We start from the raw sequence: 18,065 nt of genomic DNA, 5'->3' as shown, positions 1-18,065 counted from the left end.
GGCCCCTGATAGATGGGCCAATTATAAGTAATAAGGACACCTTGTTATATAACTTATTTATATAAGCTTAGGAGCAAGGTGTCCCTGTTTCAGCGCATCGAGATGGTGGTGTTCACGGTCTTGGCGTGGGCCGACCAGCGGGCGGTGACCGTCTTGGTCTGCGTCCAGAACTGGACCGCCTGCTTGCCGTTGGGGCCCAGGTCACCCAGCTTGGAGCCACGCGAACCCGTGAAGCTGAACCACGCCACCGGCACGGGGATCGGCACGTTGATGCCCACCTGGCCGACGTCGATGTTGTTCTGGAAGTAGCGCGCCGCGCCGCCGTCCTGGGTGAACAGCGCCACGCCATTGCCGTTGGGGTTGCGATTGATGAACGCCACCGCGTCTTCCAGCGTTTCCACGCCGACGCAGCACAGGACCGGCCCGAAGATTTCCTCGGTGTAGATGGTCATGTCTTCGTTCACGCCGTCGAAAATCGTCGGGCCCACGAAGTTGCCTTGCTCGAAACCCGATACCTTCAGGTTGCGGCCGTCCAGCAGCAGCTTGGCGCCCTCGTCCACCCCCTTCTGGATCAGGCTTTCCACGCGCTTCTTGGCGTTGGGCGAAACCAGCGGGCCCAGGTCAGCTTCGCGGTCGGTGCCGGAATTGACCTTCAGCTTCTTCGAGCGCTCGACGAAGTCGGGCAGCCAGTTGCGGGCATCGCCGACCAGCACGGCGACGGAGGACGCCATGCAACGCTGGCCCGCGGCGCCAAAGGCGGCGCCGACCAACTGGTTCAGTGCGACTTCCGGATCGGCGTCCGGCAGGATCACGCAGTGGTTCTTGGCGCCCATCATCGACTGGCAGCGCTTGCCGGCCGCCGATGCGCGGTTGTAGATCTCGGTGCCCACGCGGGTCGAACCGATGAACGACACCGCCTTGATGTCGGGGTGTTCGCACAGGCCGTTGGCGGTATCCGGACCGCCATGCACCACGTTCAGCACGCCCGGCGGCAGACCGGCTTCCAGCGCCAGCTGGGCCAGGAACAGCGATGCGGTCGGGTCCTGCTCAGAGGGCTTGAGCACGAAACTGTTGCCGCAGGCCACGGCGATCGGGAACATGAAGCACGGCAGCATTACCGGGAAGTTGAACGCGGTGATGCCCGCGCACACGCCCAGCGGCTGGATCAGGGTGTAGACGTCGATGCCGGAGGCGGCATTCTCGGCGTACTCGCCCAATTGCAGGTTGGCGATTGAGCAGGCATGCTCGACCACTTCCAGGCCGCGCCCGATTTCGCCCTCGGCGTCCGGCAGGGTCTTGCCGTGTTCGCGGGTGATCATCTCGGCCAGCTTGCCGGTGTTGGCACGCAGCAGTTCCTGGAACTTCAGCATGACGCGCATCCGCGTGCCCTGCCCGCTGTTGCGCCAGGTCTTGAAAGCTTCCTTGGCGTTGGAGACAGCCAGGTCCAGTTCTTCGCGCGTTGCGAAGGGCACCTTGGCCACGACCTCCTGGGTGGCGGGGTTGATCACGTCTCGCCATTCGGTGGTTTTGGACTGCACAAGCTTGCCGCCGATCAATAGCGGAACGCGGGGGACTTCACTCATTTGATGCTCCTCACACTGCGTAGTCGATGCGGATGGAATCCGCGTTCATGGATCTTGCCGCGCGCCGCCGGGCAACCGCCCGGCCGGCGCGCCCGGGGTTATTTCTTCACCAGCGAGCAGGTCGAATCGGCCAGGGGCTGGAATGCTTCGGCGGCCGGAATGGTGGCCACCAGCTTGGAATAGTCCCAACCGCCCTTGGATTCCGCAGGCTTCTTCACTTCATACAGGTACATGTCGTGGATGACGCGGCCGTCAGGACGGATCGACGCGTTGCGCATAATCGGGTCCTTGATGGGCAGTTCACGCATCTTGTCCGCCACCACCTTGCCGTCGGTGCTGCCGGCGGCTGCCGTCGCACGCAGGTAGTGCAGCACGCTGGAATACACGCCGGCCTGCGTCATCGTGGGCTTCAGCCCGCGGAAGGCTTTCTCGAAGCGCGACGACCATTGGCGCGACGCGTCGTCGTAATCCCAGTAGAAGCCGTCCACATACGACAGGCCCTGGGCGCTTTCCAGCCCCAGTGCGCGCAGGTCCGACAGGAAGATCAAGAGCGACACCAGGCGCTGGCCGCCGGCCACGATGCCGAACTCGCGGGCCTGCTTGACCGCATTGACTGTGTCCTGGCCGCCGTTGGCCAGCGCCACGACCTGCGCCTTGGAGCTTTGCGCCTGCAACAGATAAGACGCGAAATCGGGCGCGTTCAGCGGGTGGCGCACATTACCGGCCACGGTTCCGCCCAGGGCCTTCACCGCCTTGGCCGTGTCCGCTTCCAGCGAGTGGCCGAAGGCGTAATCCACGGTGATGAAGTACCAGGACTTGCCGCCCGCCCGCACGGTGGCCTTGGCGCCCCCTGCGGACTGCGAGTACGTGTCGAACATCCAGTGGAAACCGACGGGCGAGCATTCCTTGTTGGTCAGCGCCGTCGTGGCCGGGCCGGAAAACATCACGACCTTGTTCTTTTCGCGGGCGATACCTTGCACAGCCAGCGCCACGGCGGAATTCGTCAGGTCGGCAATCGCCGTCACGCCGTCGCGGTCGAACCATTCGCGCGCCTTCGCCGCGCCCACGTCCGCCTTGTTCTGGTTGTCGGCGGACACCAGTTCGATCTTCATGCCCTTGCATTCCGCCGCCAGGCAGTCGTCGATGGCCAACTGCGCCGCCGCCACCGACCCCGCGCCCCCCATGCCGGCATAGGTGCCGGACATGTCCGTCAGAATGCCGATCTTCACTGGCGGCTTATCCGCCGCTTGCGCCTGGCTCACCAACAATGCGCCCAGACACAAGCCTGCGGCCAGCCCGCGTGCGTGCAATTTCATGGATTTGTCTCCTGAGTGTTATGCGCTGATTTTTAGCGTTGTGCGCCGTCTTTGCGGCCTGCGACTCCCAGGGCAATGCCCCGAGGCCTGCCAGCCCAGTGTAGATGTGTGAAAATCAACAAGCAACACTAGAAATGCACATTCCTTGTGCATTGATGCACAATCAGATTTTGAGCCCGGCGCCCTTGGCGCCAGGGGCCTGGGAGCGCCGAAAGTGCTTGATTGGGACAGCCTGCGATATTTCCTGGAAGTGGCCCGGACGCAGCGGGTCAGCGCGGCCGCGCGCAAGCTCGGGGTGGAGCACACCACGGTGTCGCGCCGCATCCGGGCGCTGGAAACCGAACTGGATACCCTGCTGTTCGAAAAATCGCGCAGCGCGGGCTTTATGCTGACCGACGACGGCCAGCGCCTGTTCGTACACGCCGAACAGATGGAAAGCACGGTGCACACCGCCCGTGAAAACCTGTCCGGCATCGGCCAGGCCTTGTCGGGCCATCTGCGCATCGGCGCCACGGAAGGCTTCGGCAGCTATGTGCTGACGCCGCTGGCGGCCGACTTCCAGCGCCGCTACCCGCACATCACCCTGGATATCCTGCCGGTACCGCGCTTTGTCAGCCTGTCCAAGCGCGAGGCCGACCTGGCCATCACCATTGAACGCCCGCAGCGCGGCCCCTACGTCTGCAGCAAGCTCTGCGACTACACCCTGCGGCTGTACGGCACCCCCGGCTACCTGGCGCGGCACGCGCCGATCGCCAGCCGCGCAGACCTGGCCGACCATACCTTCATCGGCTATGTGGACGAACTGCTGTTCAGTGAACGCCTGCGCTATCTGGAGGATCTGCTGCCGGCCAGCAACGTGGTGTTGCGCAGCACCAGCGTGGTCGCGCAGTACCACGCGGCGCTGCAGGGCCAGTCGCTGGCGATCCTGCCTTGTTTCATCGCCGCGCAGGATCCGCGGTTGAAAGCGGTGCTGGAGAACGAGGTGGAGATCACCCGTTCGTTCTGGATGTACTGCCACGAAGACCTGCGCAAACTCAAGCGCGTGACGGTGCTATGGGAATTCATCCGCAAGTCGGTGCTGAAGAACGCCGACCTCTTGGCCGGCAAGCGCGGCACGATGAAGTACCTGTCCTGACTCGCGCAAGATGAACGGAGGGCCGCGCAGGCCCTCCCTCAGGCGGTTACGCCTGGACGGTGTTCTTGGGCGCCTTCACCCGCAGGCGGCGCATGAGGAGGAACACGGTGAGTAGCGCCACGGCCCCGTGGATAGCCCACACCCCGACGCCGAAGCTGAGCTTGCCATTGGAAATCCAGGCGCGCGACAGGTTGATCAGGTTCATATACAGCAGTCCGACCAGGCCCGCGATCAGCAAGTCGCCCGAACGGCCCAGGCGCGGGTTCACCGCCCCCAGCGGAATGGCCAGCAGCGCCAGGTTCAGCGCGGCAAGCGGCAGCGACACCCGCCACATCACCTGCGACCAGCTGCTGTCGGTGTTATCCGCCATCAGTTGCATCGTGGTGCGGGCCTTGGCCGACCGTTCGGCGGCGGCCCGGGCTTCGCCGATGGGGTCGCCGCCGGCCTTGCTTTCCAGGCGCAGGCCGTATTTGTCGAAGTGCACCAGCCGGATCTCGGGCGTGCCCGGTTTCAGGTCATAGCGATGGCCTTCGCCCAGCACCAGGAAACGGTCGCCGTTGGGCAGCGTTTCGCTGTGCGCGCTGCTTGCGGTCAGCACGCTCAGCCACTCTGGCCCGATTTCACGCGCGAACACGTTGCCCAGTTCATCGGATGGCGTGACGGGGTCTTCCGAAAAGAACACGCGGTTGCCGCCGGAAGATTCCGCGAATTGTCCCGCCGTGACCTTGGACAGGTCGGAGCGCTGCTCGAAGCGTTCGTGGTATTCGCCGATCTGGCGGTACGCCCAGGGCGCGGCCACCAATGTCAGGCCCGCCACCGCCAACGCGATGGGAATGGCGACCCGCAGCACGGGCCGCAACCAGTCGGCCAGCGACAGGCCGCTGGCGAACCACACGACCATTTCGGATTCGCGGTAGTTGCGCGTGACCGTCGTCAGCACCGCGATGAACACGGAGACGGCAAGAATGGTCGGCAAGGCGGTGATGGTCGACAGCGCGGCCAGCACCAGCACGACGTCCGCTCCGATGTTGCCGCCCGCGGCTTCACCGAGCAGGCGCACGAGAAGCACGCTGAGCCACACGACGAGCAACGTGGAAAAGACAACGCCAGCGTGACTGGTGATCTCGCTGACGACAGAGCGTTTAAATAGAGACATGGGAGAATATGCGGGATAATCGACCGCATCATACACAGACGTACACGGGAAACCCTCATGGAATTTAGCACACAGACCACTGCTTCCCTGCACCAAGTCAAAACCGCCGCCCTGGCTGTCGGCGTCTACGCGGATGGCGTGTTGAGCCCCGCCGCCGACATCATCGACCGCGCCTCCAATGGCGCCGTGCGCGCGGTGGTCAAGACCGAATTCCGCGGACGCGCCGGTTCCACGCTGACCTTGCGCGCGCTGCCTGGCGTGACCGCGCAGCGCGTGGTGCTGGTCGGCCTGGGCAAACAGGACGAATACTCGGCCCGCGCCCACGCGTCGGCCGAACAGGCATTCGCCTCGGTCTGCGTCGCCGCCCAACTGGCTGAAGGCGTGTCGACCCTGGTCGCCAACCCGGTCACGGACGTCGCCGTCATCGCCCGCGCCCGCAGCGCCGCCATCGCGGCCGGCAACGCCACCTATCACTACGACGCCAGCTTCGGCAAACCCGACCGCGACGCCCGCCCCAAACTGAAGAAGATCGTCCAGATCGTCGAGCGCGCCGACGCCGCCCAGGCCCAGAAGGGCTTGCGCGAAGGCGGCGCCATCGCCAACGGCATGGACCTGACCCGCACGCTGGGCAACCTGCCCGGCAACCTCTGCACCCCCACCTACCTGGGCGACACCGCCAAGCGCCTGGCTCGCGAATTCAAGTCGCTGAAGGTGGAAGTGCTGGACAAGAAGCAGGTCGAGGCCCTGGGCATGGGCTCGTTCCTGTCCGTGGCCCGCGGCTCGGCGGAAGCGCTGCGCTTCATCGTGCTGCGCCACGCCGGCGCCAAGACCGCGGCCAAAAAGGGCGCCAAGTCCGCCCAGGGCCCCATCGTGCTGGTCGGCAAGGGCATCACGTTCGACGCGGGCGGCATCTCGCTCAAGCCCGCCGCCACCATGGACGAGATGAAGTACGACATGTGCGGCGCCGCCAGCGTGCTGGGTTCGTTCCGCGCCCTGGCCGAGCTGGAGCTGCCGCTGGACGTCGTCGGGCTGATCCCGGCTTGCGAGAACCTGCCCAGCGGCACGGCCAACAAACCCGGCGACGTCGTCACCAGCATGGCCGGCCTGACCATCGAGATCCTGAACACCGACGCCGAGGGCCGCCTGGTCCTGTGCGACGCCCTGACCTACGCCGAGCGCTTCAAACCGTCCGCCGTCATCGACATCGCCACGCTGACCGGCGCTTGCGTCGTGGCGCTGGGCAACGTCAACAGCGGCCTGTTCTCCAAGGACGACGCCCTGGCCGACGCGCTGGCCGCGGCCGGCCGCCAGTCGCTGGACACCGCATGGCGCATGCCGATGGACGACGCCTACCAGGAACAGCTGAAGTCCAACTTCGCTGACCTGGCCAACATCGGCGGCCCCCCGGCCGGCGCGGTCACCGCGGCCTGCTTCCTGTCGCGCTTCGCGAAGGCCTATCCCTGGGCCCACCTGGACATCGCCGGCACCGCCTGGCGCGGCGGCAAGGACAAGGGCGCCACCGGCCGCCCCGTCCCCCTGCTGATGCAATACCTGCTGGACCAGGTTTGAATCGGCGGCAACGGAACCGGGCATGACGCGGATCGACTTCGCCTTCGGCGCGCCCGACCGCCTGCGCATGGCCTGCCAGGTCGTGCGCAAGCGCTTCCTGGCAGGCCAGCGGCTGGTGGTGTACTGTAGGGATGGCTCCCGCCTGGCGGCGTTCGACCGCATGCTGTGGGCGTTCGACGACACGTCGTTCGTGCCGCATGTGCTGGCCAACGACCCCCTGGCCTCCGAGACGCCGGTAGTACTGACGGCGGGCGACCCGCAGCAGGCTGCGCAGGCGGCCCAGCCGGCAGCCGGCGTCGAGGCCCCCCCGCTGTGGCTGCTGAATCTGGACAACGAGTGCCCGCCGGGATTCGACGCCTTCGAGCGCCTGCTTGAAATCGTGTCGGACGACCCCGACGACAAGCAGGCCGCGCGCCAACGCTGGCGCCTCTACCAGAACGCCGGCCATACGCCGGTCAGCCACGACCTCAGCCGCCAGCCGTCCGGCGACTGACCGCCCCAATGGGCCCCGGCGGCCGCCCTGCCGCCAGCCCATCGATATTTTCGGAAGACCTCCATGCCACCTCGACCCAACGATCCCGGCATCCCCACCCTGACCCAACGGGCCGAGCCCTCTTTCTACGCGCCGCCCGCCGACGAGGCGGATGCCCCCCTGCTGACGGAGCGCGCCGACGACGATGGCGCCGGGCCGGTGTTTGACGACGATGCGTTTCCGCTGCTGACCGAGGTCGCCCACGAGCAGGAAGCGGAAGCCGACGCCGAGGCGCAAGCCGAAGCCGCCCATGCCGCCCTGCCCGACGCCACCGTGTTGACTGCCCGCCTGCAGGCCGAAGTCGAGCAATTGATGCGCCAGGCGCTGGCCGAGGCCATTGCGCTGATCCAAACCCGCATGGATGCCGAATTACCGGGTATCGTTGCCCGTGTGCAGAAGGATGTCCGCCCGGGTTGAACCTGCCGGCGGCGGGTGTCCGGCGACCGGTCTAAATCTTCCAAAAACTGGATTCTTCAGGGAACTGTAAGGTATCCTTCCCATCTAAGCCTTCTAGGCAATCACTATATTTGCCGTACACAGGAGTTCTCCATGAACGAATATCGTCCGTCCCCTTTTAACCGTTCCGGCTCGGTCGCCGGCGCGCCGGGCGAGGTCGCTCGCAACCAGGTCCTGCGCAATACCTATTGGCTCTTGGCGCTGTCGCTGATCCCCACGGTCCTGGGCGCCGCGGTCGGCCTCTACACCGGCATCAACCGCGTCATGGGCGCAAGCCCGGGCCTGTCCGCCATCGTGTTCCTGGTGGGCGCCTTTGGCCTGATGTTCGCCATCGAGAAAAACAAGAACAACTCACTGGGCGTCGTGCTGCTACTGGCCTTCACGTTCTTCATGGGCGTGATGCTGTCGCGCCTGCTCGGTTTCGTCATGGGCTTCAGCAACGGCTCGCAGCTGGTCATGACGGCCTTCGGCGGCACGGCGATCGTGTTCGGCACGATGGCCACGCTGGCCACGACCATCAAGCGCGATCTGTCCGGGATGCAGAAGTTCCTGTTCATCGGCGCCGTGGTGATCCTGGTGGCGGCCCTGGCCAACATCTTCCTGCAGATGCCCGCGCTGATGCTGACCATCTCGGTCATGGCCATCCTGGTCTTCTCGGCCTTCATGCTGGTTGACCTGCAACGCGTGGTCAACGGCGGCGAAACCAACTACGTGTCCGCCACGCTGGCCATTTACCTGGACGTCTACAACGTCTTCTCGAACCTGCTGATGCTGCTGGGCATCTTCGGCGGCAATCGCGAGTAAGCACCGGTCGAACGACCCCTGCAAAAGGCCTACATTCGCGTGTAGGCCTTTTTTCTTTGGAGCATCCCCCATGCCCGACCGCCGCCGTTTCCTCCAGACCACCGCTTGTGCCGCGCTGCTGGGATCCGCCGGCGCCGCGCGCGCGCTCAGCGTCAAGCCCGCCATGCTGAACCGAAGCATTCCGTCGTCGAAAGAACAGATGCCCGTCATCGGCCTGGGCACGGCCGACACCTTCAACGCGTCGCCCGACGACGCCGCGGCCATGGCCCCACTGGGTCGGGTGCTGGACATCTTCACCCAGGAAGGCGGATATCTGATCGACACCGCGCCCAGCTACGGCCAGGCCGAAGCGGTCGTGGGTGCGCTGCTGGCCCGCCAGGGCACCCGCCGCGACGGGTATTTCCTGGCGACCAAGATCGGCGCCCATGGCCGCGAATCCGCCATGGACCAGATCCGGCAATCGCAGAAGCGCCTGGGCCGCGACAAGCTCGACCTGATCCAGATCCACAACCTGATCGACACCCGCAACCAACTGGCGCTGCTGCGCGAACTGAAGCAACAAGGCGTCACCCGCTATATCGGCATCACGCACTACACCGACTCGGCGCACGACGAGCTGACCGAACTGGTCGAACGCGAGAAGCCCGACTTCCTCCAGATCAATCTGTCCGTCGGCGCGCGCAACGCGGAAAAACGGCTGTTGCCCGCTTGCCAGGCCAATGGCGTCGCGGTGCTGATCAACCGCCCGTTCCAGGACGGGGCCTTGTTCCGCCAGGTCAAAGGCCGTGCCCTTCCGGAACTTGCCGCCGAGATCGGCTGCACGAGCTGGGCGCAGGTTTTCCTAAAGTTCATCATCGGCCATCCGGCCGTCACCGCCGTCATTCCCGCCACCTCCAAACCCGCCAACATGGCCGACAACGCGCAGGCCGGATTCGGGCGACAGCCGGACGCGGCCCTGCGCGAACGCATCGCCGCCTTGCTGGCATAGCCCCATGGCCGCCGCCACCTCCCTGCGTGGACGCGCGGCACGGGCGCTGGGCATCCACGACGAGGAAATCGCGCCCGCCGCCTGCGGTTTCGCCTTTTTCTTCTTTCTGTTCTGCGGCTATTTCATGTTGCGCCCGATACGCGAAACCCTGGGCATCCAGGCGGGCGTGAATCAGCTGCAGTGGCTGTTCACCGCCACGTTCGTCGCGACGCTGGCCGTGGTGCCATTGTTCGGCTGGCTGTCGGCCCGCGTGCCGCGCGCCACCCTGCTCACCTGGGTCTACAGCCTGTTTGCGCTGACCATGGCGGGATTCGCCGCCCTGCTCCACCTGCGGCCCGACAGCGTCTGGGCGGCCCGCGCATTCTACGTGTGGCTGTCGGTGTTCAACCTGTTCGTGGTGTCCATCGCCTGGAGCCTGATGGCCGACGTGTTTCGCATGGAATCGGCCAAGCGCCTGTTCGCGTTGATCGCCGCCGGGGCCAGCGCGGGCGGCCTGTGCGGCCCGCTGCTGGGCGCCCTGCTGGCAGGTGCGCTGGGCCCCGCCGGGCTGCTGCTGCTGTCGGCCCTGCTGCTGACGGCCACGCTCCCGCTCAAACAGTGGCTATTGCGATGGCGTGCCGCCACGCGCACGGAAACCGGCCCGGAAGACATGCAGCGCCCCATCGAGGGCACGGTCCTGGCCGGCATCTCGCGCATCTTCCGCTCGCGCTACCTGCTAGGCATTTCGCTCCTGGTCGTGCTGCTGGCCACCCTGAACACCTTTCTGTACATGGAGCAGGCGCGGCTGGTGGCCGACACGTTCCCCGACACGGCCCAGCGCATTCGCGTCTTCAGCGCGCTGGACTTCACCGTCCAGACGCTGGCGTTGTTGTCGCAGGTCTTCATCACGGGCCGGGTCGCCGCCCGGTTGGGCCTGCGCTTTCTGTTGACGGCGGTGCCGCTGGCCGTAGGGCTGTCCTTCCTGGCACTGGCCGCGTTTCCCGTCTTCGGCGTGCTGGCCGCCGCGATGATCCTGCGGCGGGCCGGCGAATACGCCCTGATCCGGCCGGGGCGCGAGATGCTGTTCACGGCCGTCCCGCCCGAAGACAAGTACAAGACCAAGAGCGTCATCGACACTGTGGTCTACCGCGGAGGCGACGCGGCCAGCGGCTGGGTCAAGGCAGGCGTCGACATGCTTGGGCACGGCGCGGCGCTGATCGCGCTGTTGGGCGCGGTGGTCGCCCTGGGCGCGGCCGCCGTGGGCTACGGCCTGGGAAAGCAAGCCGACGCGCGCAAGACCGCAAACCATTAGGTTTTTCCGAACATCCATCTGTGCAAGACAAACGGATTCTCGAGGCCGCGACCGCACAATGGCGCAGCTCTTAACGTCTCGGGATTCGTCATGAAACGCACTGCCTGCCTTGCCGCCCTGTCGTTTTGCCTTGCCGCGGGATCCGCCCAAGCCGACTATCCGACGCGCGCCATCACGCTGATCGTGCCCGCCGCCGCGGGCGGCAACGCGGACATCACCGCGCGCCTGATCGGCCAGGAAATGAGCCGCCAGCTCGGCCAGCCCGTGGTCGTCGAAAACCGGGTCGGTGCGGGCGGCCGCATCGGCACGCAGGCCGTGGTGCGCGCCCCGGCCGACGGCTACACCATCGGCTATGCCCATGTTGGCACACTGGTGCTGCACCGCTTCCTGTTCAAGCAGCAGCTCTATGACCTGGACCGCGACGTGACGCCCATCGGTTTGGTGGCCGAAACCCCGAACGTCATCGTGGTCAACGCCGCCTCGCCCTACCGTGACCTCAAGAGCTTCATTGAAGCAAGCCGTGCCCAGCCCGATCGCCTGACCATGACCTCGGCGGATCCCGGCACGACCAGCGAAGTCGGCGTGAAGCTCTTCATCGCCCAGACCGGCGCCGCCGTGCGCCAGATTCCCTATAAAGCGACCGCCGCGCAGTTGTCGGACCTGCTGGGCGGACATGTCGACGCCATGATGGAGAACCTGCCGCCCCTGATCGGGAACTTGAAGGACGGGCGCCTGCGCGCGCTCGCCGTCACGACCAAATCCCGCGCCGCCTCCAACCCGGACGTACCCACGGTGGCCGAACAAGGCTATCCCGATTACGAACAGTCGGCCTGGAGCGCGCTGATCGCGCCGGCCGGCACGCCGCCCGCCGCCGTCGCCCGCCTGAACGCCGCGTTGAACCAGGCGCTACGTTCGGAGACTGTCGAGAAGGAACTGCGCAGCCGTTCCCAGGAGCCCCTGGGCGGGACGCCCCAGGACGTACAGACCCAGATTCGCAAGGAGCTGCCCAAATGGGAGCGCATCATCAAGGCCGCCACGCTGGATTGAAGCGGGCGCACGCACCGAGGGGAGCCGCCGCATGGTCCGCGTGAGCCGGGAGGATTTCTCCGTTGCCGCCGCCACCAATGAATCGGCGTATCGCCGCGTCACGGTTCCCATGCTGCGGATCGACGCGGGGCCCGGCCCTGCCGTTGCCCTGATCGCCGGCGTGCACGGCGACGAATGGGAAGGCCAGGCGGCCATCCTGGACTTGTGGCACCACCTGCCGGCCATCCTGCAACGCGGCACGGTCTATCTGCTGCCCGCCGTCAACGCGGAAGCTTCGCTGGCGGGCACGCGGCTGTCGCCCGCCGACGGCGGCAACCTGAACCGCGCCTTCCTGGGCGGGCCCGCGCGCGGCTACACCGAAAGCGTGGCGGCCGCGCTCGAGGCGCGGCTGCTGCCCCGCGTACAGGCCATGGTCGACGTCCACAGCGGCGGCGCATCGCTGCGCTACCTGCCCTCATCGGTGATCACCCGCTACGGCGAGGACGCCTACGACGAACGCCTGCCCGCCTTGGCGCGGGCCTTCGGCATGCCGCATTGCGTGTTCTTCCGCGGCACTGAAGCGGGCTCCTTGCCTGCCGCGGCCAGCCGCCACGGCGTACTGCGCTTGAGCGCTGAAATCGGCGGCGGCAGGGAAACCAGCAGCAGCCTTGCCGACCGCTGCCGCGACGGCTTGCTGGGATGCCTGGGCGAACTGGGCCTGCTGTCGGACCTGCCCCTGCCCCGCCACCCGAAAATCCGGCTCCATGACCTGGACGCGCCCGCCGCCACCCTGCGTGCGCGCGAAGCCGGGGTATTCGTGCCCAGCGTGGAACTGGGGCAATCGGTCACGGCGGGCCAGCGCATCGGCCGCCTGATCGAACCCGTCCGCCCCGACATGCCCCTGCGCAACCTGCTCAGCCCCCAGGCCGGCACGGTCGTCTGCCTGCGTGCCATCGCCCGCAGCGACGACGGCGACTGCCTGCTGCAGGTCGCTCCCGCCCTTCCCCTGGACTCCCTTGCATCCAAGTATTGACCCATGCAGATGAACCCTAGATTGTCCGGCCTGCGCTGCATCCGTTGCACGAGCCTGTGGCTGCCCGACGACTATCCTGAAGGCTGCCCAAGCTGCCTCGCGGCGGGCCACCCCGCCAGCCTGGAATGCGGCTACGACGGCCCGGACACAGACGTGGACGACACCATCCCCATGCCGGTGCTGGCACCCTTGACGCTGGGCGAAGGGGCCACGCCCAACCTGGAAGCCGCGGATCTCGCGCGTGCCGAGGGCATCGGCCAGCTTTGGCTCAAGTGCGAAAGCGCCAATCCCACGGGCAGCCACAAGGACCGCATGGCGGCGCAACTGGTGTCGCGCGCCTGCCTGGCTGGCGCGACCCGCGTGGCGGCGGCCTCCAGCGGCAATGCCGGCGTCTCGCTGGCGGCCTATTGCGCAGCCGCCGGCCTGCAGGCCGACATCGCCATCACCCGCAATTGCCCGCCGCGGCAGCGCGAGGCCATGCAGCGCTTCGGCGCCAAGCTCAGCGCCTTCGAGGACAGCCTGGCCCGCTGGCCTTACGTGGCGGACCTGTGCCGCAACCACGGCGCGTTCGCCGGCACCAACTATCTGAATCCGCCGGTCGGCACGCATCCCTACGGCGTGGAAGGCTACAAGCCCATCGCCCAGGAAATCCTGGACACCTGCGGCCCCCCCACCGACATCATCGTGCCGACGGCGCGCGGCGATCTGCTGTGGGGGATTTTCCTGGGCTGGCAGCACCTGCTGCAAAGCGGACGCATCGCGCGCCTGCCCCGCCTGCACGCGGTCGAGCCGTACGCCCGCTTGTCGCGGGCCCGTGCGGCGGGCGACGCGCGCGGCCTGTGGGAAGGGATCACGGACCAGTACTCCATCGCGGGCGGCACCTGCACGCTGCAATCGCTGGAAGCCATGTCACGTTCGGGCGGGACGCCGGTAGAAGTCTCCGACGCCGCTGCGGCCCAGGCACAGCAGCGGCTTGAACGCAGAGGGGTCACAACCGAACTGTCTTCGGCCGCCGCGTTGGCTGCCGTGTCCCGGCTCAGACGTTCCGGGGTGCTGGATGCCGAATCCTCGGTAGTGCTGATGGTGACGTCGGACGGCCGCCGAGGTTGATCTCCGGCGCTGCGCCGCCTAGACCCCGAAGCGGTCCACCAGCGGAGCCAGTGCACCGCGCAGGCAGGTCGCCCAGAACTTGCCGGCCTCCGACAGCGGCCGGCTGCCATGCAGGATCATGTGGCACTCGAAATGCACCGAGGCCGTCAACGGGCGGTAGCACAGACCCGCGGCCTCCATGCCCACCGCTGTCGCCGGGTTGGCGATGCCGACGCCATGCCCGGCCAGGGCCAATTGGCACACCGTGTTCGAGTATGGCGTTTCGATCGCCACCCTCAGGCTCTGTCCTGCCTGGCGCAGCAGCGAATCCAGCCGCTTGCGCGACCCGTCCTCGGCATTCAAGGCGATCACGTCCAGACCGGCCAGATGCGTAAAATCCACGCACGCCAGACGCGCCAGCCCATGCCCTGCCGGAAAGACGGCCACCGCCCGCAAGCTGGCCAGGCGATGGCCGCGCAGCCCTTCCAGCTCGGATTCATCGGCCACCACGGCCAGGTCCAGCTCGCCCGACACCACCATGTCGCGCAAAGTATTGGAATCGCGGATCTGCAGGTACAAGGGCGTATCCGGATAGCGCGCGCGGAAACGCGAGATCGCGTCGCTGACGACTGCGCCGCTGTAGGCATGGATGCAACCGATGCGCAGGCGCGGCTGGGCCGCGCCGCGGATCGCGCGGATCTTGCGGCCCAGGCTTTCCAGGCCGACATTCAAGCGGCGGATTTCTTCATACAACAGCGTAGCCTCGGGCGTGCGCTGCATGCGCTGGCGCACACGCTCGAACAGGCGCAGTTCGATGCTGGCCTCCAGCGCAGCCAACGTGGCGCTGACGGTCGCGGGCGACACGTCCAGCCGCCGGGCGGCGGCAGTCACGCTTTCCGTCTCGTAGACGGTGCGGAAGGTCTCGACCTGTTTTAGCGTGAAGGTCATGGGCGGCGCGCGGCGCGCTCAGATGCGTTGCAGATCCATCAGCACGCGCCGGGTGGACAGCGGCCGGCCGGCCAGGATCTCAGCCAGGCGTTCCCGCAGGTCGCGGCGCAGCGCCGGTTCGATCACCGGGTCTTCGAAATCAGGGGCGTCTTCATCGACGCCGTAGCCGGTCTCTGTCAGCAAGGTCCATTCGAAGCGGCGCAGCGCGCCAGCGGCGCGGGTGCCGTTGGACAGTTGCTGCAGGGCCATGTCGTAGGCGTCGAACAGCAGGGGGTGGGCATCCTCGCGCGGCAACAGGCGCAAGAGCAGCTCGTTCATGTACCAGGCCGACATCAGGGCGGTGCCCGTCAGCGGGCGGATGCCGGCGATCTCGGCACGGGTCAGGGTCTTGACCTCGCCGTTGCCGGTCCAGGACAGCAGCAAGGGCTGAAAGGCCGACAACACGGGACGCAGGACGGAATAAGGGCGCTTGGCGCCCTTGGCGACCATGGCCACGCAGCCATGATCGCGGGAAAACGTCTGAACAATAAGGGAAGTCTCACGCCACGCGGTGGCGTGCAGCATAAACCCCGGGCGATCCTGGACGCGGGGCGCCCGTCTACTCATAGCCCAGGTCGCGGAGCGCACTCTCGCGGTCGGACCAGCCCTTGCGCACCTTGATGTACACCTCAAGGTGAACCGGCTTGTCCAGCAGCTTGGCGATGTCCTGCCGCGCCTCCGTGGCAATACGCTTCATGTGCATGCCGCCCGTGCCCAGCAAGATGGGCTTGTGGCTGTCGCGTTCGACCACCACGCAGGCATTGATGCTGGCGCCCTTGCTGGTCTCTTCCCATTGTTCGATGACGACGGTGCAGCCGTAGGGCAGCTCGTCGCCCACCAGGCGGAAGATCTTCTCGCGCACCAGTTCGGCGGCGATGAAGCGCATGGGGCGGTCGGTCAGCGTGTCTTCTTCGAACATCGCCTCGCCTTCCGGCAGGCGGCTCGCGATTTCTTGCAGCAGCTGGTCCAGTTGCTGGTTCTTGGTGGCGCTGACGGGCACCACGGCGCCGAACGGATGCAGCGCCATGATCTTGGAGACGAAGGCGAACAGGTCGTCGCGGTTCTTCAGCGCGTCGATCTTGGACACGACCAGGATCGTGCGCTCGGGGTTGGGCAACAGCGGCAGCAGCTTGGCGTCGCCTTCAGACCATTTGCCGGCTTCCACCACATGCACCACCACGTCGACGTCGGCCAGCGCCTGCGTCACGACGCGGTTCATCATGCGGTTCATCGCGCCGCCATGGCGCGTCTGGAATCCCGGGGTGTCGACAAACACGAACTGCTCGTGCTCGCGCGTCAGCACGCCATGGATGCGGTGGCGCGTGGTCTGCGCCTTGCGCGACACGATGGAGATCTTGGAACCGATCAGGGCGTTCGTCAGCGTGGACTTGCCCACATTGGGACGGCCAACAATGGCAACGAAGCCAGTACGAAAAGGGGTATCGCTCATTTAGTCTCTTGAGCCACTGCCACGGGCAGCGACAATTGCGCGGTTTTGCGCGCCTTGCCCGACTTGCGGGCAGCCTTGGTCGCCGGGCTGATGGCCAACGCGGCCTCCAACGCCAGCTTGGCCGCCGATTGCTCGGCGGCGCGGCGGCTGGCGCCGGGCGCCATAACCTTGATCTCGAGCGCCGGGATGGCGCACTCGACTTCGAACTGCTGGCTGTGGGCCGCGCCATGCGTGGCCACCACCGTATACAACGGCAGCGCCAGCTTGCGGCCTTGCAGGAATTCCTGCAGCAAGGTCTTGGCGTCCTTGCCCAGCGTTTTGGGGTCGACCGAGGCCAGCACCGGCTGGTACTGGCGCACGATCACGCGGCGCGCGGCGTCGAATCCGGCGTCCAGGAAGACGGCGCCGAACAGCGCCTCGACCGTATCCGCAAGAATGGACGGCCGGCGGAACCCGCCGCTCTTCAATTCGCCTTCGCCCAGGCGCAGGTACTGCGACAGTTCCAGGCGCTGCGCGATATCCGCCAGCGACGCCTGCTTGACCAGGTTGGCCCGCAGCCGCGACAGATCGCCTTCGTCGATTTTGGAATAACGCTCGAACAGCATGGCTGCCACGACGAAGTTCAAAACGGAATCCCCAAGGAATTCCAATCGCTCGTTGTGGCGCGCACCGTGACTGCGATGCGTCAGTGCCTGTTCCAACAAGGCTGCATCACCGAAGTGGTGATCCAGGCGGTTTTCTAGCGTGGCTAGCGACATAATCAGTTGAACCGGCCGATGCGGCTGAGATCGCTGAAATTCATCCAGATGAAGAACGCGCGTCCGACGATATTGGATTCAGGTACGAAGCCCCAGTACCGGCTGTCCGCGCTGTTGTCCCGATTATCGCCCATGGCGAAATAACTGCCTTCAGGTACTTTGCAGCGTACCCCATTGCGGCTGTATTGGCAGTTTTCCCGGTTGGGAAATTGCCACATCGGCGAATAATCTTGCGGCTTGTTCTCATCGAGCAGGATTTTGTGCTCAACATCGCCCAACTTCTCTTTATATTGTGCGATATAGGAGACACGATCCGGCTCGAAGTAGTCGCCGTCGCGCACATGCGGCACCAATTCGCCATTTATGTACAGTTTTTTGTCCAGGTAGGCGATTTCGTCGCCCGGCAGGCCGACCACGCGCTTGATGTAGTCCACATCCGGATCCACGGGGTAGCGGAACACAAACACGTCGCCGCGAGCGGGCTTGCCGATCTCCACGACCTTCTTGTCGATCACGGGCAGGCGCAAGCCGTAGCTGAACTTGTTCACCAGGATCAGGTCACCCGACTGCAGCGTGGGCAGCATCGAACCCGAAGGAATCCGGAACGGCTCCACGACGAACGAACGCAGCATGAAGACGAACAGGATGACGGGAAAGAAGCTGACGGCGTACTCGATCCACCAGGGCACGCGCCGCGCGGCATCGCCGGCTTCGCGGCGCAGGCGCTCGGCTTCCTGAGCGTCTCCGACCAGGGCCGCGTCGTACTGCGCCATCGCTGCTTGGGCGCGTGCTTCGCGACCACGTCGCAGCACCGCCAGATCAAGCACCCAGATAATGCCGGTCAGGACCAGCAGAACAAACAGGATCAGGGCAAAGTTCCAACTCATCAGCT

18 protein-coding genes are annotated in these 18,065 nt (G+C 66.1%); 10 read left to right on the top strand and 8 right to left on the bottom strand.

Going from position 1 to position 18,065, the window contains the following annotated elements; genetic code table 11:
* Positions 1-89: 89 nt before the first annotated feature.
* On the bottom strand, positions 90-1,583 hold the full coding sequence (locus HG262_RS15900) for a CoA-acylating methylmalonate-semialdehyde dehydrogenase (RefSeq protein WP_169271926.1): 1,494 nt from the start codon (positions 1,581-1,583) through the stop codon (positions 90-92).
* A 98-nt stretch (positions 1,584-1,681) separates the two neighbouring features.
* Positions 1,682-2,899: an ABC transporter substrate-binding protein gene (locus HG262_RS15895; RefSeq protein ID WP_169271925.1), complete on the bottom strand. Its 1,218-nt coding sequence runs from the start codon at positions 2,897-2,899 to the stop codon at positions 1,682-1,684.
* 214 nt (positions 2,900-3,113) lie between these two features.
* Here HG262_RS15895 and HG262_RS15890 point away from each other — a divergent pair, with 214 nt between their 5' ends.
* Positions 3,114-4,034, top strand: a complete 921-nt coding sequence (locus HG262_RS15890; RefSeq protein ID WP_169271924.1) for a LysR family transcriptional regulator — start codon at positions 3,114-3,116, stop codon at positions 4,032-4,034.
* A 46-nt stretch (positions 4,035-4,080) separates the two neighbouring features.
* Here the strand turns inward: HG262_RS15890 and lptF are convergent, their stop codons facing one another.
* Positions 4,081-5,190: an LPS export ABC transporter permease LptF gene (lptF, locus tag HG262_RS15885; RefSeq protein WP_169271923.1), complete on the bottom strand. Its 1,110-nt coding sequence runs from the start codon at positions 5,188-5,190 to the stop codon at positions 4,081-4,083.
* 57 nt (positions 5,191-5,247) lie between these two features.
* Here lptF and HG262_RS15880 point away from each other — a divergent pair, with 57 nt between their 5' ends.
* From HG262_RS15880 to HG262_RS15840, 9 genes are all read left to right on the top strand, one after another.
* Positions 5,248-6,759, top strand: coding sequence for a leucyl aminopeptidase (locus tag HG262_RS15880; RefSeq protein WP_169271922.1), 1,512 nt, complete (start codon positions 5,248-5,250; stop codon positions 6,757-6,759).
* Positions 6,760-6,781: 22 nt separating this feature from the next.
* Positions 6,782-7,252 carry a DNA polymerase III subunit chi gene (locus HG262_RS15875; RefSeq protein WP_169271921.1) on the top strand — a complete coding sequence of 157 codons (471 nt, stop codon included), beginning with the start codon at positions 6,782-6,784 and terminating at the stop codon, positions 7,250-7,252.
* 63 nt (positions 7,253-7,315) lie between these two features.
* On the top strand, positions 7,316-7,708 hold the full coding sequence (locus HG262_RS15870; protein ID WP_169271920.1) for a hypothetical protein: 393 nt from the start codon (positions 7,316-7,318) through the stop codon (positions 7,706-7,708).
* Between the two features lie 132 nt (positions 7,709-7,840).
* A complete protein-coding gene (locus tag HG262_RS15865; RefSeq protein WP_169271919.1) occupies positions 7,841-8,551 on the top strand; it encodes a Bax inhibitor-1/YccA family protein in 711 nt (236 codons plus the stop codon).
* A gap of 70 nt (positions 8,552-8,621) precedes the next feature.
* Positions 8,622-9,539: an aldo/keto reductase gene (locus HG262_RS15860; protein WP_169271918.1), complete on the top strand. Its 918-nt coding sequence runs from the start codon at positions 8,622-8,624 to the stop codon at positions 9,537-9,539.
* A gap of 4 nt (positions 9,540-9,543) precedes the next feature.
* On the top strand, positions 9,544-10,830 hold the full coding sequence (locus tag HG262_RS15855; RefSeq protein WP_169271917.1) for an MFS transporter: 1,287 nt from the start codon (positions 9,544-9,546) through the stop codon (positions 10,828-10,830).
* A gap of 90 nt (positions 10,831-10,920) precedes the next feature.
* Entirely contained in the window at positions 10,921-11,877 is a 957-nt protein-coding gene (locus HG262_RS15850) for a tripartite tricarboxylate transporter substrate binding protein (RefSeq protein WP_169271916.1), read from the top strand.
* Positions 11,878-11,908: 31 nt separating this feature from the next.
* Positions 11,909-12,889 (top strand): succinylglutamate desuccinylase/aspartoacylase family protein, encoded by a 981-nt coding sequence (locus HG262_RS15845; protein ID WP_169271915.1) that lies wholly within the window; start codon positions 11,909-11,911, stop codon positions 12,887-12,889.
* A gap of 3 nt (positions 12,890-12,892) precedes the next feature.
* Entirely contained in the window at positions 12,893-13,999 is a 1,107-nt protein-coding gene (locus tag HG262_RS15840) for a pyridoxal-phosphate dependent enzyme (RefSeq protein WP_169271914.1), read from the top strand.
* 18 nt (positions 14,000-14,017) lie between these two features.
* On the opposite strand, the gene HG262_RS15835 is transcribed toward HG262_RS15840, so the two are convergent.
* Genes HG262_RS15835 through lepB form a run of 5 tightly spaced genes read right to left on the bottom strand, consistent with a single transcriptional unit; the run spans position 14,018 to position 18,060 of the window.
* Positions 14,018-14,926: a LysR substrate-binding domain-containing protein gene (locus HG262_RS15835; protein ID WP_169271913.1), complete on the bottom strand. Its 909-nt coding sequence runs from the start codon at positions 14,924-14,926 to the stop codon at positions 14,018-14,020.
* An 18-nt stretch (positions 14,927-14,944) separates the two neighbouring features.
* Positions 14,945-15,532: a DNA repair protein RecO gene (gene recO / locus HG262_RS15830; RefSeq protein ID WP_169271912.1), complete on the bottom strand. Its 588-nt coding sequence runs from the start codon at positions 15,530-15,532 to the stop codon at positions 14,945-14,947.
* Entirely contained in the window at positions 15,525-16,415 is an 891-nt protein-coding gene (gene era, locus HG262_RS15825) for a GTPase Era (RefSeq protein ID WP_169271911.1), read from the bottom strand. Before era ends, recO begins: the two co-directional genes overlap by 8 nt.
* Entirely contained in the window at positions 16,412-17,173 is a 762-nt protein-coding gene (gene rnc / locus HG262_RS15820; RefSeq protein ID WP_169271910.1) for a ribonuclease III, read from the bottom strand. Before rnc ends, era begins: the two co-directional genes overlap by 4 nt.
* A 2-nt stretch (positions 17,174-17,175) precedes the next feature.
* Positions 17,176-18,060 carry a signal peptidase I gene (gene lepB / locus HG262_RS15815; protein ID WP_169271909.1) on the bottom strand — a complete coding sequence of 295 codons (885 nt, stop codon included), beginning with the start codon at positions 18,058-18,060 and terminating at the stop codon, positions 17,176-17,178.
* Between the last annotated feature and the right edge of the window lie 5 nt (positions 18,061-18,065).

The organism is Achromobacter sp. Bel, assembly GCF_012928505.1.
Lineage (GTDB): Bacteria > Pseudomonadota > Gammaproteobacteria > Burkholderiales > Burkholderiaceae_B > Achromobacter.
Note: the sequence above shows the minus strand (reverse complement) of the source record. Positions and strands in the feature narration are given on the sequence as shown.